Source organism: Marinobacterium nitratireducens (genome assembly GCF_014645375.1).
GTDB classification, from domain to species: Bacteria; Pseudomonadota; Gammaproteobacteria; order Pseudomonadales; family Balneatricaceae; genus Marinobacterium_A; species Marinobacterium_A nitratireducens.
Genome location: NZ_BMLT01000001.1, coordinates 285,009 through 304,921, shown reverse-complemented (window position 1 = coordinate 304,921; position 19,913 = coordinate 285,009). Strand labels below are relative to the sequence as shown.

The following is a 19,913-nucleotide window of genomic DNA, read 5'->3' as shown; positions in this document are numbered from 1 at the left end:
CTCCCACCTTTGGTGCGGTTCACTCCGTTCACCGGCACCCTACGGAGACGGTAAGGTTCACGCCGAGCGCAACGCAAAAGGGACGCGCGAGGCGTCCCTTTTCATGCACTTTCACAGAAAGCGCGGAATCAGTCTTCCGCTGCGGCGCGTGGCGCCTTTTCAGGCGACTCGTAGATCAGCAGCGGTTCCGATTCGCCTTCGATCACGCCCTCGTCGATCACGACCTTGCCGACATTTTCGAGCGACGGCAGCTGATACATGGTATCGAGCAGGACCGCCTCGAGAATCGAGCGCAGACCACGGGCACCGGTACGACGCTCCAGCGCCTTGCGGGCGACGGCGCGCAGCGCCTCCTTGCGGAAGTCGACTTCGACACCTTCCATCTCGAACAGCGCCGCGTACTGCTTGGTCAGGCTGTTCTTCGGCTCGGTCAGGATGGTGATCAGCGCTTCCTCGTCGAGTTCAGACAGCACCGCCACCATCGGCAGACGGCCGACGAACTCCGGGATCAGACCATACTTGACCAGGTCGTCCGCTTCGACACCCATCAGGGTTTCGCCGACCGACTTCTGATCTTCCTTGCCCTTGACCTGGGCACTGAAGCCGATAGAGCTCTTTTCCGAGCGCGCCCGGATGATCTGGTCCAGGCCGGCAAAGGCGCCGCCACAGATGAACAGGATGTTCGAGGTATCGACCTGCAGGAACTCCTGCTGCGGATGCTTGCGGCCACCCTGAGGCGGTACCGAAGCCACGGTGCCTTCGATCAGCTTCAGCAGAGCCTGCTGCACGCCCTCGCCCGAGACGTCACGGGTGATGGACGGATTGTCGGACTTGCGCGAGATCTTGTCGATCTCGTCAATGTAGACGATACCCAGCTGAGCCTTCTCGACATCGTAGTCGCACTTCTGCAGCAGCTTCTGAATGATGTTCTCGACATCCTCGCCGACATAGCCCGCTTCGGTCAGCGTAGTGGCGTCGGCGATGGTAAAGGGCACGTTGAGCATGCGCGCCAGCGTCTGCGCCAGCAGCGTCTTGCCGCTACCGGTGGGACCGATCAGCAGGATGTTGCTCTTGCCGAGCTCGACGCCCTGCTCCCGACGCTCCTTGAAGCGCAGGCGCTTGTAGTGGTTATAGACTGCAACCGACAGAACCTTCTTGGCCTGCTCCTGGCCGATCACGTAGTCATCCAGGTTGCTCTTGATCTCGGCCGGAATCGGCAGGCGCTCGCTCTGCTCCTGGCTTTCGATCTCCTGGATCTCTTCACGAATGATGTCGTTGCACAGATCGACACACTCATCACAGATAAAGACGGACGGTCCGGCAATCAGCTTGCGTACCTCGTCCTGGCTTTTGCCACAGAACGAACAGAACAGCTTGCTGCCGTCTCCGCCTTTACCTTTCATAACGTCGGACATTCGACTACCTCAACTGTGCGATAGCGTAAACTTTATAGATAACGGCATGGTCGCACGATTTCAACCCGATACGCCAATTATAACCGTTCCGGAGCCATCGGGCCCTGTCGGCTGCCCGGCGGCTCCGGCCGTGTTGGTCAGCCTTCGGCTACCCGCTGGCTCAGTACCTCGTCGATCAGACCGTACTCCCGGGCCGCCTCCGGGCCCATGAAGTTGTCGCGATCGGTATCGCGGGAGATGGTTTCGAGATCCTGACCGGTATGGTGCGCCAGGATTTCATTGAGCTTGTGGCGAATCGACAGGATTTCCTTGGTATGGATCTCGATATCGGTCGCCTGGCCCTGGTAGCCACCCAGCGGCTGATGGATCATGACGCGGGAGTTCGGCAGCGCGAAACGCTTGCCAGCGGCTCCGCCCGCCAACAGGAAGGCACCCATGCTGGCCGCCTGGCCGATACACATGGTACTGACGTCGGGCTTGATGAAACGCATGGTATCGTAAATCGCCAGGCCCGCTGTCACCGAACCACCCGGAGAGTTGATATACAGATGGATATCCTTGTCCGGGTTTTCGGCTTCGAGGAACAACAGCTGCGCCACGATCAGATTGGCCATATGGTCTTCAACCTGGCCCACGAGGAAAATCACGCGCTCCTTCAGCAACCGCGAGTAGATATCGTAGGCCCGCTCTCCGCGTGCGGTCTGCTCGACCACCATCGGCACCAGGTTGGAGGTGATGGTGGATGCGCCCTGCCCCTTGAAGATATCTGACATTCAACTTCTCTCCTTAGCCTTATAAGCGAAAAAAACGACAGCCAGCCTGCGCCAACTGTCGTTTTTCCTTGACCTGCTAGAGCGAATCCGCGACCGGCTTATTCAGCGGCAGCTTCTTCTTCGCCCTCGGCTTCAGCTTCGGGCTGAGCCGGCTTGATCGCGTCTTCGTAGCTGACTTCTACTTCCACGACTTTAGCAGATGCGAGCAGCTGATCAACTACCTGATCTTCCATCACCAGGCTCTGGATCTGGTTCAGCATTTCGTTGTTGCCGTAGTACCAGTCGATCACCTGCTGCGGTTCCTGGTAAGTAGCGGCCAGCTCTTCGATCTGGGCGCGAACACGGTCTTCGTCGACCTTGATTTCGTTGGCCTTGATCACTTCCTGAACCAGCAGACCGACGCTGACGCGACGCTTGGCCTGATCTTCGAACAGCTCCTTCGGCAGCATGCTCGGATCCAGGTTGGCGTTGCCGCCGCCAAACTGCTGCAGCGCCTGCTTGCGCAGGTTGTCGATTTCGCTGTCGACCAGCGCGCTCGGCACGTCGATGCTGTTCTGCTTGACCAGCTTGCCGAAGGCCTGCTCCTTGAGCTTCATCTTCAGCGCCTGCTTCAGCTCACGCTCCATGTTGGCGCGAACTTCTGACTTGAATTCTTCTTCGGTCTTGCCTTCCAGGCCGAACTTGGCGAAGAACTCTTCGTTCAGTTCCGGCAGAGAGGAAGCGGAAACGCTTTCGACCTTGACCTTGAAGACAGCGTCTTTACCCTTGAGGTTTTCCGCCTGGTAGTCTTCCGGGAAAGTGACGTTAAGTTCTTTCTCGTCGCCGGCAGATACGCCGATCAAGCCTGCCTCGAAGCCCGGGATCATGGTGTTGGAGCCCAGCACCAGGTCCATGCCCTCGCCCTTGCCGCCTTCGAAAGCTTCACCGTCGATAAAGCCTTCGAAGTCGATCTTGACGCGGTCGCCTTCTTCGGCGGCACGCTCTACCACGTCCCAGCCAGCCTGCTGCTTGCGCAGGGTTTCGATCATGTTGTCCAGATCGGCGTCGGTAACGGTGGCGTTCTGCTTCTCGATCTCGACTTCGGAGAAGTCGGCCAGAGCAATTTCCGGGTACACTTCGAAAGTCGCGACGAACTCGAAGTCTTCGCCGGCCTTGTCGGTCTTGAATTCGATATTCGGGCCGCCGGCCGGGATCAGCTTCTCCTGCTGAGCCGCTTCATAGAAGCTCTGCTGTACGACTTCACCCAGAACTTCCTGGCGAATACCGGCACCGTAGCGCTTCTGGACAATCTTGACCGGTACTTTGCCCGGACGGAAGCCATCGATACGGACGCGACGGGCAGTCTCCTGCACACGCTTGGCTACATCATTATCGATACGCTCGGCCGGAACAGTGATCGTCATCTGACGCTCGAGGCCCGAAGTCGCTTCAACAGAAACTTGCATGGAATTCCTCACAAAAAAACTTGCAGCATATTGGATCGAGATCTGCGGGGCACGTATCCGTCCCTGAGAGATCCGCAAGGCGGTAACATCGTTTCCCGACCTGACACAGACGCCGCAGAACCTGAAATAGCAAAGCGCGAAATTCTGTGCCAGTTACCCCGAATAGTCAAGGCGAATACACCCTGAAATAACGGGTTTCCGCTACCCTAAAGGCGCAGCTGCACCCTGGATTCGCGCAGGCGAAAAGACAGATAAAAGACGGGAAAGAAAGGAGAAAATGGGGTGGACGATGGGACTTGAACCCACGACCACAGGAGTCACAATCCTGGGCTCTACCAACTGAGCTACGCCCACCACAGCGTAATGTACAGACATGGTGCGGACGGAGAGACTCGAACTCTCACACCTCTCGGCACCAGAACCTAAATCTGGCGTGTCTACCAATTTCACCACGTCCGCATAAAGCGAAGTCAGGAATGGGGTGGACGATGGGACTTGAACCCACGACCACAGGAGTCACAATCCTGGGCTCTACCAACTGAGCTACGCCCACCACTACCTGATTTCTACTCGTCCGGTACAGCAAGGTTGCAAGTGGCACGCCCGGCAGGACTCGAACCTGCAACCTACGGCTTAGAAGGCCGTTGCTCTATCCGGTTGAGCTACGGGCGCCTTGCTTGCTGCCCGCCTTCTCACTTGCCGCCCTAGCTGGCGACCCGTCCGAAGGAGGTGCGTATACTAAGCCCGCTCTTCCCCCGCGTCAACACCCAGTTCGAATTTTTTTCAGCAAAATCAAACTGGTTAGAGATTATACAGGGATACAGAACGGCGCCGATAAAGCAGCAGACAGGCCCTGCTGCACCCTGTATTTGCGGATGATGCCGATACAGGAGGTTCGTTGCCCTGGGCAGGGCTGGCCGAACCGACTCGAAACGCCCCTGCTTTACGCCCGAATCCTCCTGACGGGCGGGTCCGGGGTATACAGTCGCGCTCTATTTGAAATACCCACTTGGCCCCACAGCTGTAACCATGAGAAAATCCGCGGCAGTTAAATAGCCTTAGGTTCGAGGAAGACAGCTCAACGATGACTGCACACATTATAGACGGTAAGCGAATCGCCACCGAAGTACGCCAGCAGGTCGCCGAAGGCGTCCAACAGCGCCTGGCGGCGGGCAAGCGCGCGCCCTGCCTGGCGGTGGTACTGGTCGGCAGCGACTCCGCTTCCCAGGTCTATGTCCGCAACAAGAAGAATGCCTGCAAGGAAGTCGGCATTGAATCGCTCTCCTACGACCTCCCCGCCTCCACCAGCCAGCAGGAACTGCTCGGACTGGTAGACGACCTCAATGCCAACGCCGAAGTCGACGGCATCCTGGTGCAGCTGCCGCTGCCGGAGCATCTCGAAGCCAACGAAATCCTCGAACGCATCCGTCCCGACAAGGATGTCGACGGTTTCCACCCGTTCAATCTTGGCCGACTGGCACAGCGCCTGCCCGCGCTGCGCCCCTGCACCCCGAAAGGCGTCATGAAGCTGCTCGAGTCCACCGGCATCGAATTTCACGGCAAGGAAGCGGTCGTGGTAGGCGCCTCCAACATCGTCGGTCGCCCGATGTCGCTGGAGCTGCTGCTGGCCGGCTGCACCGTCACCACCACCCACCGCTTCACCCGCGACCTCGACAAGCACGTGGCCCGTGGCGAGATCGTTGTGGTCGGGGTCGGTATCCCCGGCCTTGTGAAGGGAGAATGGATCAAGCCCGGCGCGGTGGTGATCGACGTCGGCATCAATCGTCTCGACGATGGCCGCCTGGTTGGCGATGTCGAGTACGAAACAGCCGCGGAGCGCGCCAGCTGGATCACTCCGGTCCCGGGCGGCGTAGGACCGATGACGGTTGCCTGCCTGATGGAAAACACCCTCGAAGCCTGCAACGCCTTCAGCGCAAGCTGATGGCAACCCAGCCCGCCTGCCCGCTCTGCGCGGGCGGCGACTGCCATCCCTACCATCGCGACCGACGCCGGGAATATCTGCAGTGCGACGACTGCGATCTGGTATTCGTGCCGCCGCAGCAGCGTCTCGACGCCAGCGCTGAAAAGACGATCTACGATACCCACGAAAACGACCCGATGGATGCCGGCTACCGGCGTTTCCTGTCCCGGCTTTTCGAGCCGCTGAACGCACGTCTGGCTCCGGGCAGCAGCGGGCTGGATTTTGGCTGCGGCCCGGGCCCTGCACTGGCAACAATGCTGCGAGAGGCCGGCCATCAGGTTCGCCTGTACGATCTCTACTACGCCCCGGACGAGTCGGCGCTGCAGCAGCGCTACGATTTCGTCTGCGCAACCGAAGTCGTCGAGCACCTGTACCGCCCGGGCGAGGAAATCGAACGCCTGATGGGATTGCTGAAGCCGGGCGGCCTGCTTGGCGTCATGACCAAGCGCGTCATCGATGCCGAGGCCTTCAGCCGCTGGCACTACAAGAATGACCAGACCCATGTCTGCTTCTTCAGCAACCATACCTTCGAATACCTGGCCCGGCGCTACGACTGCGATCTCGAATTCGTCGCAGCCGACGCGGTGATACTGCAAAGGCGCGGTTGATCCGTAGGGTGCAACTGCGTAGGGCGCCCTGAGCGAAGCAACCGCCATGGATGGCGGGAAGATCGGTATTGCAGGAGCAAATACCGACGAACGGCGCCATCAAACGGCGCGATTCGCTGCACTCATGGCGCCCTACGAACCCCCTCGACTTTCAGCCCGGTGCCAGCACAGGCAGATAGGTTACGAGACGTCCCGGGCAGCGCCCGCTACGAACCCAACGCCGTAAGCGTCGCCTCTTCTACTCGCGATCGAGGTGTCCCAGGTTCATATCGGGATCGAGCTTGTCGCGCACCAATTGCTTGAGTTCCTTGATTCCCGGAAAGCCCTGATTACGCTTGCGACACCAAAGCAGCTCGCCGTCGAAGCGTACCTGGAAGGCGCCGGGAACCCTGCTCGGGATCAACGCCACCTCCCCCAGTTGCGCCTCGAAGGTACTCAGCAGCTCCTGGGCCATCCAGCCGGCACGCAGCAGCCATCGACAGCCGGGGCAGTATTCGATTTCGATCCGGGGTTTTTGCATCGCGATATTGCTCATCATTGCCTCTCGTGCCGAAAACGTCCCCCGGCGCGCCCTGCATCACAGACGTCCGGCCAGCAGCCGATAGTACTCGGGCAGCGCCTGACGTATCCAGCGCCACTGGTACAGGAGGGTCAGCCTGAGCCAGCCGTGCCTGCAATATTTGCGCGCGCTGGTCTCCAGCGTGGCGTTCAGTTCGTTCAGCCTGACGCCCTCCTGCCTGGCTCGCCAAACCAGCAAATGGTCCTCGCCGTAAGGCACCTGCTCGGGATAGCCGCCCAGCCGGCGGAACACTGAAGCCGGAAGACAAAAGCCCTGGTCTCCGAACGGCACGCCCAGCAGCCGCGAGCGCAGATTGGCGCCGACGGCATTGAGGTGCATGGGGCCCGCACCGTCACCGGCAAAGCCAAGGCGAAAATAGTGCAGCGCCTCTGGCGCCGAACCAAGCCCCTCCTGCAGAGCCAGCAGCATTTTGTCGGTGAGCCGGGAGTCGAGGTGAAGAAACCAGAGCCACCGCCCCCTGGCGACCTCGCTGGCACGGTTCATCTGAGAGCTGCGTCCGGGAGCTGAGATAACGGTATAAATATGACGAGAAACAAGCGCCTCGAGATCCTCGCGCGGCTCGCACAGCGCCAGAATCAACTCCCAATCAGGCGGCAGCATGGCCAGTTGCGACAGCAGAGGGAAATCTCCGGACTCGCCCGGCCCCACCGGGATAACAAGACTGACATCGGGACGGGCCGCCAAGACTCAGATCTCGCTGCAGGAGGCGCCGTAGCGGAAACAGGAGAAGCAGCGGTGGTGCTTCATGCTGACCTGCTGCTCCATCGCCTCGCGCAGCGTCGCCCCCAGGTCGTACTCGGGGTCGTCGTCGACCAGAGTACAGGCATAGACGCGCATGCGGCCATGCTGCTTGACCACCATCTTGCTGAACGCACACATAAAGTCGCGCCGGCTCTCCTCGGTCTGATAGCGGGTCATGCAGTCGGTCGTCACGGCAGGCACCTCGGCGCTGCTGCCGGGCGGTAGAAAGTCGGGAAACGCCACCAGCCGGAGATCCGCGGGCAGGCCCCGCGCGCGCAGCAGGGCCGCGAACTGCGCCTCGACCGCAGCACGATCTTCGTCGGGCTTCATCTGACGGGCGATGGAGAGATGAAAACCGCGCTCATGCAGCAACTTCAGCCCTTCTAGCGCCTTGTCGAAGTTACCCTCCCCGCGTCCCGCATCGTGGGCTTCGCGCTGCGGGTAGTCGATACTGACGCGAAAGCTCACCGGGTGCCGCGTCGCGCGCAATGCCTCCAGTTGGTCGGCACGCGCATGCAGGGCATCGGTGCCGTTGGTCAGCACCAGGCATGGGGCGATGTCGCCGGCCGCCTGCAGAATGCGGATCAGGTCCTTCGCCAGAAAGGGTTCGCCGCCGGTAAAGGAAAGCTGTTCCACCCCCAGTTCCCGGGCCTCGGCCAGGAACGGCTCGATATCGGCCAGTTTCAGGATCTCCAGGCGATCGTCACCGGGCCCGGAACCCTCCAGGCAAAACGGACAGCTGAGGTTGCAGGCGGTGCCGGTATGGAACCAGAGCTCGCGCAGCCGGTGAGGCCGAATATAGCCACGGGGCTGACCGCCGGGCGTCTGGTACCAGGCGCGACTACGAATAGGTTCCATCAGATCAATTCCTCCAGCAATTGATGCAATGCCCGCTGCTCTGGCCGGCAGTCGTCGGCGAGCGTACGCTTGAGTCGGCGCAGGTCCTGCAGCCTGTCGACATCGGCGCAGGGCTCGCACCAGCCGAGCTCCAGCCCGGCCCCGGTGCAGCAACGCGCCAGCGCTTCGCCCAGCAAGGCGGTACTCCAGGGCAACGCTTCGAGTTCCGGCCAGGGGCGGCGACTGGCCATCAGCGAAACGCCGCCATCGCTGGCCGGCGCCAGCACGACATCACGGGCTTCCAGCGCAGCGGCGGCCCGGGCCAGCATCGCCGGGGTTTGCTCGGGCGTATCCGAACCGATGACGATACCGCAGGTCATGCCCGCACGCCGCAACTGCTGGTCGATACCGTTGATTCGCACCCCCAGATTGCCCTGCGGCTGCGCCAGCACCCGGTCGATATCGGGATAGCGGCAATGGTAATCCGCCAGGTCACCGGGGTCGGCAACCGCAACCACCTTCGGTCCCGGCCACTGGCGCAGCTGTGCCAGCGCACATTCGTGCAGCGCAGCGGCGATCCGCAGCGCCGCCGATTTGCCCAGCGATGCCGCGAGACGCTGCTTGCCGACACCCACTGCGGGCTTTTTACAAAACAGTATCAGGGTCACGGACATGAGTGTAGAAAACCGCGATGAAATGGATCTGAAAGCGGCATGAAAAAGGCGGCCCGGGGGCCGCCTTGACGATCAGCTTTCGCGATACCAGCTGGTACCCTCACGGCTGTCCTTGAGAATGACGCCCTGGGCCGCAAGCTCGTCGCGAATACGATCGGATTCGGCGAAGTTTTTCTCGCGCCGCGCGGCATTGCGCTGCTCGATCATCGCCTCGATCGCCTCTGAGGTCAGCTCGCCGGCGCGATCCTCACCTTTGAGGTAGGCATCCGGCGCCTGCTGCAGCAGGCCGATGATGCCGCCCAGACGCTTGAGCTGAGCGGCCAGCTGTCCGGCAACGGCCAGGCCGTCGCGACTCGCCTTGTTGAGTTCGGTGACCAGTTCGAACAGCACCGCCAGCGCCTTCGGGGTGTTGAAGTCGTCGTCCATCGCGGCGAAGAAGCGCGCCTCGTAATCGTTTTCCGGCTCGGAGTCGGCCGCGTCGACCGAGGCCAGCGCCTGATAGAAACGCTCGAGCGCACTCTGCGCTTCCTTAAGACTGTCTTCGCTGTAGTCGATGTAACTGCGGTAGTGAACGCTGGCCAGGAAATAGCGCACCACCTCCGGGTTGTACTTTTCCAGTACATCGCGAATGGTGAAGAAATTGCCGAGCGACTTCGACATCTTTTCGCTGTTCACCCTTACCGGGCCCGCGTGCATCCAGGTATTGGCGAAGGTCACACCGTTGGCCGCCTCCGACTGGGCGATTTCGTTTTCATGGTGCGGGAACGGCAGATCCGGACCACCGCCGTGAATGTCGAAGGTATCGCCGAGGCAGCACTTGGACATCGCGGAGCACTCGATATGCCAGCCGGGACGCCCGTCGCCCCAGGGTGACGGCCAGCTGACCTCGCCCGGTTTCGCCGCCTTCCAGAGCACGAAATCAAGCGGGCTTTCCTTGGCTTCGCCGACCTCGATACGGGCCCCGGAACGCAGCTCGTCGATGTTCTGGCGCGTGAGCTTGCCGTAGCCCTCGAACTTCTCGACGCGGTAGTAGACGTCGCCATTCGATGCCTGATAGGCATAACCCTTGTCGATCAGCGTCTGCACCAGGGCGATGATGTCGTCCATGTGCGCGGTGGCGCGGGGCTCCCGATCCGGACGCAGCACGGCAAGACGATCCTCGTCCTCGTGCATGGCGTCGATCATGCGCGCCGTCAGTTCATCCGGCGCCTCGCCGTTTTCCGCTGCGCGGCGGATGATCTTGTCGTCGACGTCGGTGATGTTGCGGACATAATTGACGTCCCAGCCACGGGCCCGCAGATAACGGGTGATGACGTCGAACGCCACCATCACCCGGGCATGGCCGATATGACAGTAGTCGTACACGGTGATACCGCAGACGTACATCTTGATTTTGCCCGCCTCGAGCGGCTCGAAAGGCGCCTTTTCCTTGCTCAGAGTGTTGTAGATTTGCAGCATCAAACCAGCTTTTGCGTTTCAAGTTGCCGATCCACCGACCGAACGGGGCCGGTGGCACAAGTTGCGGCCATTATAAAGCAATTGGCCCTGCTCTGGCGCGGCCGTTTTGCCTATCACCAGAGATCCCTGGTGGCCTGACGCGCCGGCGGCGGCCTGCCCTCTTCATCGAGGCGAATTTCGCCGAGCATGGTGTCCGAAAGCGCGCTGCGCTCGGCGCTCAGCACCAGGCGCCGAGGACCGTCCCAGCTGACCGCTTCCCACTGCGCATAGACGCCCAGACGGTAACGCCTTGCAGCGGACCAGTCCGGCAGCTCGCCGGGTACCGGAACCAGCCACAGGAAGCTATAGCCCGGCAGCCGCTCCCGGCTGTAGCCGACCAGGGCCAGCTGACGGCCAACCGGGTCGAAGTCGGCGCCGGTGACAAGACCGTCCACCGGGTAGCTCGCCTCGGGAAACACCGCCTGTTCGGAGAGCGAAGGGTCGAGCCGGTAGAGACTGCTGCGGCCGTCGCCGCGGTTCTTGCTGAACATCCAGAGGCTGCCGTCGACCACCGTCAATGCCTCGCAGTCGTAGTTGTGACTGTCGGATGCCGTCACCTCGGTCCGGTCACCGTAACGAAACTGCATGCGCCGGCTATCGATGCGACTGCCGTCCCGGGCGCCAAGCTCTGTCCGCGCCACCCGGTACAGATCGAGCTGCGTACGACGGCCGCGATTGTTGCCACAGTCGGCAACGTAGAGCTGCTCGTCATCCGCCGCCAGCGCTTCCCAGTCGATATTCCGGGCTCCGGCCAGGTACAGCGTCCGGCTCAGGGCGTCGCCGCTGGCCGAGAGCTGGTAAAGGGCGGCCTCGTTGCCACTGTCGTTGATGGTCCACAACTGGCCGTCGATCCGCGCCAGACCGGAGGTCTCGAGCACCGCCTCCGGCAACAGCGCCAGCCGTTCGACGGCGATATCGCCACGAATGATACCCGTCGAATCGGTGGCGACTGCACTGCAGCCGCCGAGCAGCAACGCTGCCATGGCCGCGACACCCAAACCTGCCTTGCGTTTCATCCTTTACCCGCCCTTCGTTCACGATGTCCGCGAGCATAGCAGATCGACCCAGGCTTTCCCCCAGGCCCGCACACCGCAGCTGGCTGCCAGCAGCCTGCCGGTCTTGACCGATTGTAGCGAGGGAAAGACCGTTTTGAGGCAGTTTATGAGCTCTTTTGAGGCGAATAGTGGTGCTATTTAACGAAGAAGAGAACATAAAATCACCAAAAGCGGCGTTTTCGCAGTAGATCAGCGTTGAGCCCGACTGGCTGCTAGACTGATTTCTCATAACCCCAGCCCGGCCTTTTCGCGCAATGATGGAATCCCTGCTCGCCACCGCCCGCCGCCCCGCCCGCCGCAACGAGCCGCTGACAACCTATTACCGCCGTCATCTGCCGGAACTGCATCGGCTCGAGCGCCTGATCCGCAAGGGCGCGTCGCGCCTCGACACGACCGTGATTGCCGAGATCCGCGACGGCGACCTGGCCCTGCCGCTGTATGCTCTGACCCTGGGCAACCCGGCATCCGACGCGCCTGTACTGATGCTCAGCGGCGGAATCCACGGTGTCGAGCGAATTGGCACCCAACTCCTGCTGGCGCAGTTGCGCAATCTGCTCAGCCGGCTCGAGTGGGATCAGGGCCTACAGCAGGATCTCGCGCACATCCGGCTGGTGCTGTGCCCGCTGGTGAATCCGGTCGGCATGGCGCACGGCTGGCGCAGTAACGGCAACGGCGTCGATCTGATGCGCAACGCCCCTATCGACGCCGAAGCACCCAGCGCCTGGCCGCTGTCCGGCCACCGCGTCGGGAGCTGGCTGCCCTGGTACCGCGGCGCGCGCGACAGCGCCATGCAGCCCGAATCGCAGGCGCTCTGCGACCTGGTGACGGCGCAGATCGCAGATGCCCCCTTCACCCTGGCGCTGGACTGCCACTCCGGTTTCGGCATGCGCGACCGAATCTGGTTTCCCTACGCCGGAAGCCAGCGGATGCTGGAACATGCCGCCGAGGTACACGCGCTGACCCGTCTGTTCGAGCGCGCCCAGCCGCACCATCCGTACGTCATCGAGCCGCAGTTTCACCAGTACCGTACCCACGGCGATCTGTGGGACTATCTCTATGCGCAGCAGCGCGAACGCCAGGGCGGGATCTTTCTGCCACTGACGCTGGAAATGGGTTCCTGGCTCTGGGTGAAGAAAAACCTGCGCCAGCTGACCAGTTTCAAGGGCCTGTTCAACCCCCTGGTGCCGCACCGGCACAAACGCATTCTGCGCCGTCACAGCCTGCTGTTCGACTTCCTGATCCGCGCCACCCGCTCCTGGCAAAGCTGGCTGCCGGACGAAGACAGCCGGGCCAGGCACCAGCGCCAGGCCGTGCGGCGCTGGGCGCGGCCGGAGCGATCCTGAATGAACGCCGATATTCCCCGCTTCCTGCCCGCAACGGGAGTGCAAGACGACGAAGCAAAGCCCTGGGTATTGCTGCGCGGACTGGTTCGCGAGCACCGTCACTGGGGCGACTTCCCACAGCGACTGGCCGACCGCCTCGGCGTGCCGGTTTACTGCCCGGACCTCCCGGGCAATGGCACCTACTGTCGCGAAAGCAGCGCTCTCAGCCTGGAGCAGGCACTGGCAAGCGTACGGGAATCGCTGGCGTTGCCTGGACCGCTGAACCTGCTGGGACTGTCGATGGGCGCCATGGTGGCGGCGCGCTGGGCACTGCGCTATCCGCACGAGGTTGCAGGACTGGTGGTGATCAATACCAGCTTCGGCGACATGAGTCCGCCCTGGCAGCGAATAAGGCCGCCCGCGCTGATCAGACTGCTGAGAGCCCTGATGCAATCGAGCGACGCCCGCGAGGCGACCATCTTCGATATCAGCTGCAACCGAAGCGATACCCGTGACGCGACACTGACGGCCTGGCGTCGCTACGCCGCCGAGAACCCGGTCAGCCACGGCAACTTCCTGCGCCAGTTGCTGGCGTCGGCCCGCTGCCGTGCCGGCGGCAAGCATCCGCTGGCCCCGACCCTGGTGCTGGCCTGCGACCAGGACCGGCTGGTGAGCCCGGCCTGCAGCGCCACCATCGCCGAGCGCTGGGGCGCACGGCTGGAATATCACTCAAGCGCCGGCCACGACCTGCCGCACGACGATCCCGACTGGGTCATAGAGCGCATCGAGCGCTGGCAGTCCGACCGGGCCTGGACCCGGTAGACACACCTTCAGACTGGAAAATTCGCCGCGGGGCGCGGCTCCTGCGCATGACCGGTAGCGAATCGCCCGTGGGAGCGGCGCAGCCAAACCTACGGGCACTTCCTCGCGGCGAATCAGATGACACCGTGCCGGTTTTATTCGCCGCGGGGCGCGGCTACGCATGACCGGTAGCGAATCACCCGTGGGAACGGCGCAGCCAAACTTGCGGGCATTTCCTCGCGACGAACCCTGCAACGATGGCGACGCTCATTCGCCCGCGGAGCGGACTCCTACGGGCGAACCCATCCGGCAACGGTGCCAGGCTTCCTTCGGTCGAGGAGCGCACTCCTGCAGATACTGCTACTTGCCCTGAATCTTGGCCCAGGAGTCGCGCAGCGTGACGGTGCGGTTGAACACCAGGCGGGATTCGTCGGAATCCCTGTCGACGCTGAAGTAACCCAGACGCTCGAACTGATAGTGGGATTCGGCGACGGCATGCTTGAGCCCGATCTCGGCACGGCTCTCGGTCAGCACTTCCAGCGACTCGGGGTTGAGGAAGGCGTGGAAATCGCGCTCTTTGTCGCCGTCCGGGTTTGCCTCGGTGAACAGGCGATCATAGAGGCGCACCTCGCAGGGCACGGAGTTGTCGGCGGACACCCAGTGAATGACGCCGTTGGGTTTGTAGCCGGTGGGGTTCTCGCCGCGGGTCGCCGGGTCGTAGCTGCAGATCAGCTCGACAACGCTGCCCGCTTCGTCCTTGATTACCTCGTCGCAGGTGATGACGTAGGAACCGCGCAGACGCACCGCATCGCCCGGCGCCAGGCGCTTCCACTTGCGCGGCTTCTCTTCGGCGAAGTCTTCCTGCTCGATCAGCAGGTTGCGGGTGAAAGGCACCTTGCGCAGGCCCATCGACTCGTCCTTCGGGTGCGCCGGCAGCTCGAACCACTCCTCCGCGCCCGCGTCGAAGTTGCTGATGGTGACTTTCAGCGGACGGGTGACGCACATGGCGCGCGGCGCGTTGGCGTCGAGATCTTCCCGGATCGCCGCTTCCAGCATGCCCATGTCGACGATGCCGTTGGAGCGCGTGACGCCGATCATTTCACAGAAATTGCGGATCGAGGCCGGGGTGAAGCCGCGACGGCGCAAGCCGGAGATGGTCGGCATGCGCGGGTCGTCCCAGCCGGCGACGTGCTTCTCTTCCACCAGCAGTTTCAGCTTGCGCTTGCTGGTAACGGTATAATTCAGGTTCAGGCGCGCGAATTCGTACTGACGCGGCTGCGCCGGCACCGGCAGGTTTTCGACGAACCAGTCGTACAACGGCCGGTGGTCCTCGAACTCCAGGGTGCAGATCGAGTGGGTAATACCCTCGATGGCATCGGACTGGCCGTGGGCGAAGTCGTAGGACGGGTAGATGCACCACTTGTCGCCGCTCTGGTGGTGGTGCGCCTTGCGAATACGGTAGATGACCGGGTCGCGCAGGTTCATGTTCGGCGCCGCCATGTCGATTCTGGCGCGCAGCACGCAGTCGCCCTCGTCGAACTCGCCGTTGCGCATGCGCTCGAACAGCTCCAGGTTCTCTTCGACCGAGCGCTCGCGGTACGGGCTGTTCCTGCCCGGTTCGGTCAGGGTGCCGCGGAACTCGCGCATCTCGTGGGCGCTGAGACTGTCGACGTAGGCCTTGCCCTGCTCGATCAGGTATACCGCCCACTGGTGCAGCTGCTCGAAGTAGTCGGAGGTGTAGCGGATATCACCGGCCCATTTGAAGCCGAGCCAGCGCACGTCCTCGGCGATGGCGTCGATGTACTCCTGGCTTTCCTTCTCCGGGTTGGTGTCGTCGAAGCGCAGGTGACAGACGCCCTGATACTTCTCGGCGGTACCGAAATTGAGACAGATGGACTTGGCGTGCCCGATATGCAGGTAGCCGTTCGGCTCCGGCGGAAAGCGGGTGATGACCTGACCACCGGCAACCTTTTGTTCCGCAAGGTCTTTCTCGATGATCTGGTGAATAAAGTTCGTCGGCTTGACGGTTTCGTGTTTGCTCATAGTCGGCTGGGCGTCCAAGTCTGTCCTGACAGCGAAAAAGTCGCAATATTATATACGCATCGAACGGTCGAGCGAAGGCGCGAGACGCTTCCAGGGGTGCGATTCGCAAGCACTTCGTTATAATGTCGGCGTTCAAGCACAGCCTATCAGGACAGTACCCATGGTAATCCTCAACACCAATCACGGCGTCATCAAGATCGAGCTCAACCACGAGAAGGCGCCGAAAACCGCCGCCAACTTCGAACAGTACGTGCGTGACGGCTTCTACGACGGCGTCATCTTCCACCGCGTCATCGACGGCTTCATGATCCAGGGCGGCGGTATGGAACCCGGCATGAAAGAGAAGCAGACCCGTGCCAGCATCGAAAACGAAGCCGACAACGGTCTGAAGAACGAAACCGGCACCCTGGCCATGGCACGCACCATGGATCCGCACTCGGCGTCGGCGCAGTTCTTCATCAACGTCAACGACAACAGTTTCCTCAACCACAGCGCCAAAACCACCCAGGGCTGGGGCTACGCGGTATTCGGCAAGGTCGTCGAGGGCATGGACGTGGTCAACAAGATCAAGGCGGTCAAGACCGGCTTCCGCGCCGGCCACCAGGACGTTCCGGTCGAGGACGTCGTGATCGAATCCGCCACGATCGAAGACTAAGCCCGCGGCATGCTTCGACTCTTCGCGTCAGATCTGCATCTGCGCCCCGAACGCCCCGACCTGTGCGGGGCGTTTCTGCAGTTTTTGCAGCAGACGGCGCCGGGTGCCGACGAACTCTATCTGCTCGGGGACATCTTCGAGGCCTGGATCGGCGACGATGCGCCCATGCCGGGGCTCGACGAGGTCTACGCTGCGCTCCCGGCGCTGGCCGCCAGCGGCACCCGCCTATACTTCCAGCATGGCAACCGCGACTTTCTCGTCGGCCAGGCCTTCATGGAACGGATCGGCGCGCAACTGCTGCCCGGCGAGCAGGTCATCGACCACCCCAGGGGGCCGGTACTGCTCATGCACGGCGATCAGCTGTGCACCGACGATGTCGAGTATCAGGCATTCCGCGCCCAGGTACGCGATCCCGAATGGCAACGGCAGTTTCTGGCCCAGTCGCTCGAGCAACGCATGGCGATCGCGCGCCAGCTGCGTGACGCCAGCAAAGCCCGCGGCATGGAAAAGACGGCCGATATCATGGACGTCAATCCACAGGCCGTGAAAGCCGCCATGCAGCAGGCGGGGGTCGAGCTGCTGATCCACGGCCATACCCACCGCCCCGCCATCCATCCGGATCAGATCGGCGCCGGCGTCGGCACCCGCATCGTGCTGGGTGACTGGGATGCCCGGGGCTGGTACCTGCGGCTGGACGACGCGGGTTTCGAACTGATCGATTTCCCGATCGATTAGCGGTTTAGTGGCAGCGACGCCCCGCTGGCTATGCCCGTAGGAGTCGCGCCCCCGCGACGAACAAACTTGGCACGATGCCGGATCATTCGCGGCGGGGCGCCGCTCCTACACGAATCAGCCACCCGGCTGGCCATACCCGTAGGAGTCGCGCCCTCGCGACGAACAAACTTGGCACGATGCCGGATCATTCGCGGCGGGGCGCCGCTCCTACACGAGTCAGCCACCCGGCTGGCCATACCCGTAGGAGTCACGCCCCCGCGACGAACAAACTTGGCACGATACCGGATCATTCGCGGCGGGGCGCCGCTCCTACGAAAATCAGGCACGCGGCTGGCCATACCCGTAGGAGTCACGCCCTCGCGACGAACAAACTTGGCACGATGCCGGATCATTCGCGGCGAGGCGCCGCTCCTACACGAATCAGCCACCCGGCTTGCCATACCCGTAGGAGTCGCGCCCCCGCGACGAACAAACTTGGCACGATACCGGATCATTCGCGGCGAGGCGCTGCTCCTGCGCCGATACTCAGGCCGCTGCCGGCGCGCCGCTGTGGAAACGGAAGGTATCGTCCTCGGACAGGATCAGCTCGTTTTCGATGCGGCGGAAGGTCTCGATGCGCTCTTCGATCGGCTCACCCGCCGCATCCCGCGCCAGCCCCAGATAATCCTGGTAGTGACGCCCTTCGGACTTGAGCAGCGAACGGTAGAACTTAGACAGTTCCGAATCCAGGTGCGGCGCGAGCTTGGCGAAGCGCTCACAGGACCGCGCCTCGATCAGCGCACCGACGATGAGGGTATCCACCAGCTTGCCGGGCTCGTAGGTCCGCACCTCGGCCCGCAAACCACCCGCATAACGCGCCGGTGACAGGTGATCGTAGACGATCCCCCGCTTCTCCATGATCGCCAGCACCTGCTCGAAGTGAATCAACTCCTCGCGCGCCAGGCGCGACATCTTGTTCAGCAGGTCCGGCCGCTCGACGTAGCGGAACATCAGCGACATCGCCGTGGACGCCGCCTTCTTTTCGCAGTGGGCATGATCGATCAGCAGCAGGTCCTGGTGCTCCAGTGCCGCCTGTATCCAGCTGTCGGGGGTTTCGCAGCCGAGGAACGCTTTGATTTCGTCGAGGATGTCCATGGAGTCCGCCGTAGTTCAAAAACGGCGGCGATTATACAGGCCGAACAGCCCCAGCCCAAGCCAGTAGGGTCCCCCGCCGCGACGCAGCTGACCTAAACTGATGGTGTTGACCCAAAGTGGGAGAATATCATGTCGCAGGGGCGGCGCAGGTGGCGCAACAAGCCGGGAGCGGGCGGCGGCGAAGTCGTGACCGTGCATCCGTCCGCCGGCACGGAGACACTGCAGAAGCTTTCGTATTTTGTCGGCATTTCCGATCGTACCGCCGGCGCCCGCGGCATCTCGATGAACCTGGTGGTGATACCGCCGGGCGCGCGTTCCGAACCACATCTGCATTGCGGCTTCGAGACCGCCATTTACCTGCTCAGCGGCCGGGTTCAGACCTGTTATGGCGACGACCTGAAACGATCGGTGATCAACGGACCCGGCGATTTCCTTTACATACCGGAGAACGTGCCGCACCAGGCGGTCAACCTGAGCGACACGGAACCGGCGGTCGGTCTGGTTGCACGCAACTGCGCCGGCGAACAGGAAGACGTTCAGCTTTACCCTTTCGAACCGCCGGCCGGCGCCGATTGAACGGGATGGCGCAGATGCAGAACGACAGGGAGACGATCGATGTGCGGCCGCTACAACATCAATGACGACCCCTTCACCGGTGCCCTGCTGGACACGCTCGGCATCGAGGAAAGGCTCGAGACACGCTACAACATCGCGCCGACCGAAGACGTTCCGGTGATTCGCCGGCATGAGGGCCGCAACCGGCTCAGCCACATGCGCTGGTGGCTGATTCCATCCTGGGTCAAGGAGCCCGGTACCCGCTACTCGATGTTCAACGCCCGCGCCGAAACGCTGAACGAAAGCCCGGCGTTTCGTGCCCCCTTTCGCCATCAGCGCTGCATTCTGCCTGCCTCGTCCTTTATCGAATGGCACAGCGAAGACGGTCGTAAACAGCCCTGGCTGATCCGTCCGGTCGGCCGCGCCATCGCCTTTGCCGGCATCTGGGATCACTGGGGCAAGGGTGAACAGTCGATCCTGTCGTGCTGCATCGTCACCTGTGACGCCATTCCCGGCTTTCAGCACATACACAACCGCATGCCGGTAATGCTCGCCGCCGATCAGTACCGCCGCTGGCTGGACCCCGACAGCGATATCGAAAGCCTGTTCCCGCTGCTGCACCCGGGACTGCCCGGGGAATTCGAACTCTGGCCGATCGACGCGCACATCAACAATGCACGGCACAAGGAAACGCCGGTGATGACCGGCGACAGAGTCACACTGCGTCCCGATTGAAGGCGCCAGCTCGCTGCTGTCGGGCTTGCTCAGCCGAGGTTCTGTCATGAGAGTTCACAGGCTCGCTAAGGAAACCTATGAACAAGTCCCAGTTGTCCTCTGCGGGTCCTGAAGCGTGCAGCTGCTAGGCGCAGTGCGCAGGCAATGGCCTTAGTCCTTGTCAAGCACTGCAACAACGCAGATGCATGCTTCAGGGCCCGCCCTGCGGGGCTTTCAGCGCGAACCGGACTCATTGTTGCAGCTTCTCGACAGGCCACCAGCATGCCTTCAAAGCTGCGCCTCGATTCCGGCTCGCGCTGAAAGCCAGAGACTACTTATTCATAGGTT

19 protein-coding genes and 4 tRNA genes are annotated in these 19,913 nt (G+C 62.3%); 8 read left to right on the top strand and 15 right to left on the bottom strand.

What is annotated here, in order from left to right; all coding sequences use genetic code 11:
* Positions 1–128 precede the first annotated feature (128 nt).
* The 7 genes from clpX to IEX85_RS01340 all read right to left on the bottom strand — a co-directional run bounded on the left by clpX (position 129) and on the right by IEX85_RS01340 (position 4,305).
* On the bottom strand, positions 129–1,415 hold the full coding sequence (clpX, locus tag IEX85_RS01370; RefSeq protein ID WP_188857546.1) for an ATP-dependent protease ATP-binding subunit ClpX: 1,287 nt from the start codon (positions 1,413–1,415) through the stop codon (positions 129–131).
* 137 nt (positions 1,416–1,552) lie between these two features.
* The gene (gene clpP / locus IEX85_RS01365) at positions 1,553–2,188 is read right to left on the bottom strand and encodes an ATP-dependent Clp endopeptidase proteolytic subunit ClpP (protein ID WP_188857544.1); all 636 of its coding nucleotides are present in this window, start codon (positions 2,186–2,188) and stop codon (positions 1,553–1,555) included.
* Between the two features lie 98 nt (positions 2,189–2,286).
* Entirely contained in the window at positions 2,287–3,633 is a 1,347-nt protein-coding gene (gene tig, locus IEX85_RS01360) for a trigger factor (RefSeq protein ID WP_188857542.1), read from the bottom strand.
* Between the two features lie 278 nt (positions 3,634–3,911).
* Positions 3,912–3,987 (bottom strand) — tRNA-His (locus tag IEX85_RS01355).
* Positions 3,988–4,007: 20 nt separating this feature from the next.
* A tRNA-Leu gene (locus IEX85_RS01350) sits at positions 4,008–4,092 on the bottom strand.
* An 18-nt stretch (positions 4,093–4,110) separates the two neighbouring features.
* Positions 4,111–4,186, bottom strand: a tRNA-His gene (locus IEX85_RS01345).
* A gap of 42 nt (positions 4,187–4,228) precedes the next feature.
* A tRNA-Arg gene (locus IEX85_RS01340) sits at positions 4,229–4,305 on the bottom strand.
* A 412-nt stretch (positions 4,306–4,717) separates the two neighbouring features.
* On the opposite strand from IEX85_RS01340, the gene folD reads away from it, so the two are divergent.
* Positions 4,718–5,575 carry a bifunctional methylenetetrahydrofolate dehydrogenase/methenyltetrahydrofolate cyclohydrolase FolD gene (folD, locus tag IEX85_RS01335; protein ID WP_188857540.1) on the top strand — a complete coding sequence of 286 codons (858 nt, stop codon included), beginning with the start codon at positions 4,718–4,720 and terminating at the stop codon, positions 5,573–5,575.
* Positions 5,575–6,222: a methyltransferase domain-containing protein gene (locus IEX85_RS01330; RefSeq protein ID WP_188857539.1), complete on the top strand. Its 648-nt coding sequence runs from the start codon at positions 5,575–5,577 to the stop codon at positions 6,220–6,222. The genes folD and IEX85_RS01330 overlap by 1 nt, the downstream gene beginning before the upstream one ends.
* Positions 6,223–6,460: 238 nt before the next feature.
* Here IEX85_RS01330 and IEX85_RS01325 read toward each other — a convergent pair whose 3' ends face one another.
* From IEX85_RS01325 to IEX85_RS01300, 6 genes are all read right to left on the bottom strand, one after another.
* Positions 6,461–6,760 (bottom strand): Rdx family protein, encoded by a 300-nt coding sequence (locus tag IEX85_RS01325; RefSeq protein ID WP_229721740.1) that lies wholly within the window; start codon positions 6,758–6,760, stop codon positions 6,461–6,463.
* Between the two features lie 39 nt (positions 6,761–6,799).
* Positions 6,800–7,486: a glycosyl transferase family 2 gene (locus IEX85_RS01320; protein WP_188857537.1), complete on the bottom strand. Its 687-nt coding sequence runs from the start codon at positions 7,484–7,486 to the stop codon at positions 6,800–6,802.
* A gap of 3 nt (positions 7,487–7,489) precedes the next feature.
* A complete protein-coding gene (locus IEX85_RS01315) occupies positions 7,490–8,401 on the bottom strand; it encodes a radical SAM protein (RefSeq protein ID WP_188857536.1) in 912 nt (303 codons plus the stop codon).
* On the bottom strand, positions 8,401–9,054 hold the full coding sequence (locus IEX85_RS01310; RefSeq protein WP_188857534.1) for a TIGR04282 family arsenosugar biosynthesis glycosyltransferase: 654 nt from the start codon (positions 9,052–9,054) through the stop codon (positions 8,401–8,403). Before IEX85_RS01310 ends, IEX85_RS01315 begins: the two co-directional genes overlap by 1 nt.
* A gap of 72 nt (positions 9,055–9,126) precedes the next feature.
* Positions 9,127–10,512 carry a cysteine--tRNA ligase gene (gene cysS / locus IEX85_RS01305; RefSeq protein WP_188857533.1) on the bottom strand — a complete coding sequence of 462 codons (1,386 nt, stop codon included), beginning with the start codon at positions 10,510–10,512 and terminating at the stop codon, positions 9,127–9,129.
* 113 nt (positions 10,513–10,625) lie between these two features.
* On the bottom strand, positions 10,626–11,567 hold the full coding sequence (locus IEX85_RS01300; RefSeq protein WP_188857531.1) for a hypothetical protein: 942 nt from the start codon (positions 11,565–11,567) through the stop codon (positions 10,626–10,628).
* A gap of 293 nt (positions 11,568–11,860) precedes the next feature.
* Here IEX85_RS01300 and IEX85_RS01295 point away from each other — a divergent pair, with 293 nt between their 5' ends.
* Positions 11,861–12,949, top strand: a complete 1,089-nt coding sequence (locus tag IEX85_RS01295) for a DUF2817 domain-containing protein (RefSeq protein WP_229721739.1) — start codon at positions 11,861–11,863, stop codon at positions 12,947–12,949.
* Positions 12,950–13,750 (top strand): alpha/beta fold hydrolase, encoded by an 801-nt coding sequence (locus tag IEX85_RS01290; protein WP_188857530.1) that lies wholly within the window; start codon positions 12,950–12,952, stop codon positions 13,748–13,750. It abuts the gene before it with no gap.
* Between the two features lie 339 nt (positions 13,751–14,089).
* Here IEX85_RS01290 and IEX85_RS01285 read toward each other — a convergent pair whose 3' ends face one another.
* Complete coding sequence (locus IEX85_RS01285) at positions 14,090–15,772, bottom strand: glutamine--tRNA ligase/YqeY domain fusion protein (RefSeq protein ID WP_188857528.1); 1,683 nt, start codon at positions 15,770–15,772, stop codon at positions 14,090–14,092.
* Between the two features lie 160 nt (positions 15,773–15,932).
* Between IEX85_RS01285 and IEX85_RS01280 the strand changes: the two genes are divergently transcribed.
* Positions 15,933–16,427, top strand: a complete 495-nt coding sequence (locus tag IEX85_RS01280) for a peptidylprolyl isomerase (RefSeq protein WP_188857527.1) — start codon at positions 15,933–15,935, stop codon at positions 16,425–16,427.
* A 9-nt stretch (positions 16,428–16,436) separates the two neighbouring features.
* Positions 16,437–17,162: a UDP-2,3-diacylglucosamine diphosphatase gene (locus IEX85_RS01275; RefSeq protein WP_188857525.1), complete on the top strand. Its 726-nt coding sequence runs from the start codon at positions 16,437–16,439 to the stop codon at positions 17,160–17,162.
* Between the two features lie 525 nt (positions 17,163–17,687).
* Here the strand turns inward: IEX85_RS01275 and IEX85_RS01270 are convergent.
* A complete protein-coding gene (locus IEX85_RS01270) occupies positions 17,688–18,296 on the bottom strand; it encodes a MiaE family protein (protein WP_188857523.1) in 609 nt (202 codons plus the stop codon).
* Positions 18,297–18,425: 129 nt separating this feature from the next.
* On the opposite strand from IEX85_RS01270, the gene IEX85_RS01265 reads away from it, so the two are divergent.
* Entirely contained in the window at positions 18,426–18,872 is a 447-nt protein-coding gene (locus IEX85_RS01265; RefSeq protein ID WP_188857521.1) for a cupin domain-containing protein, read from the top strand.
* Positions 18,873–18,911: 39 nt separating this feature from the next.
* Positions 18,912–19,586, top strand: a complete 675-nt coding sequence (locus IEX85_RS01260; RefSeq protein ID WP_188857520.1) for an SOS response-associated peptidase — start codon at positions 18,912–18,914, stop codon at positions 19,584–19,586.
* The last annotated feature ends 327 nt before the right edge of the window (positions 19,587–19,913 follow it).

Coding starts and splice junctions, on each gene's coding strand:
- tig (WP_188857542.1), bottom strand. CDS start 3,633: ATGCAAGTTTCTGTTGAAGCGACTTCGGGCCTCGAGCGTCAGATGACG.
- IEX85_RS01310 (WP_188857534.1), bottom strand. CDS start 9,054: ATGTCCGTGACCCTGATACTGTTTTGTAAAAAGCCCGCAGTGGGTGTC.
- IEX85_RS01280 (WP_188857527.1), top strand. CDS start 15,933: ATGGTAATCCTCAACACCAATCACGGCGTCATCAAGATCGAGCTCAAC.
- folD (WP_188857540.1), top strand. CDS start 4,718: ATGACTGCACACATTATAGACGGTAAGCGAATCGCCACCGAAGTACGC.
- IEX85_RS01325 (WP_229721740.1), bottom strand. CDS start 6,760: ATGATGAGCAATATCGCGATGCAAAAACCCCGGATCGAAATCGAATAC.
- IEX85_RS01290 (WP_188857530.1), top strand. CDS start 12,950: ATGAACGCCGATATTCCCCGCTTCCTGCCCGCAACGGGAGTGCAAGAC.
- IEX85_RS01295 (WP_229721739.1), top strand. CDS start 11,861: ATGATGGAATCCCTGCTCGCCACCGCCCGCCGCCCCGCCCGCCGCAAC.
- clpP (WP_188857544.1), bottom strand. CDS start 2,188: ATGTCAGATATCTTCAAGGGGCAGGGCGCATCCACCATCACCTCCAAC.
- IEX85_RS01275 (WP_188857525.1), top strand. CDS start 16,437: ATGCTTCGACTCTTCGCGTCAGATCTGCATCTGCGCCCCGAACGCCCC.
- IEX85_RS01300 (WP_188857531.1), bottom strand. CDS start 11,567: ATGAAACGCAAGGCAGGTTTGGGTGTCGCGGCCATGGCAGCGTTGCTG.
- IEX85_RS01265 (WP_188857521.1), top strand. CDS start 18,426: ATGTCGCAGGGGCGGCGCAGGTGGCGCAACAAGCCGGGAGCGGGCGGC.
- cysS (WP_188857533.1), bottom strand. CDS start 10,512: ATGCTGCAAATCTACAACACTCTGAGCAAGGAAAAGGCGCCTTTCGAG.
- IEX85_RS01285 (WP_188857528.1), bottom strand. CDS start 15,772: ATGAGCAAACACGAAACCGTCAAGCCGACGAACTTTATTCACCAGATC.
- IEX85_RS01315 (WP_188857536.1), bottom strand. CDS start 8,401: ATGGAACCTATTCGTAGTCGCGCCTGGTACCAGACGCCCGGCGGTCAG.
- IEX85_RS01330 (WP_188857539.1), top strand. CDS start 5,575: ATGGCAACCCAGCCCGCCTGCCCGCTCTGCGCGGGCGGCGACTGCCAT.
- IEX85_RS01270 (WP_188857523.1), bottom strand. CDS start 18,296: ATGGACATCCTCGACGAAATCAAAGCGTTCCTCGGCTGCGAAACCCCC.
- IEX85_RS01260 (WP_188857520.1), top strand. CDS start 18,912: ATGTGCGGCCGCTACAACATCAATGACGACCCCTTCACCGGTGCCCTG.
- clpX (WP_188857546.1), bottom strand. CDS start 1,415: ATGTCCGACGTTATGAAAGGTAAAGGCGGAGACGGCAGCAAGCTGTTC.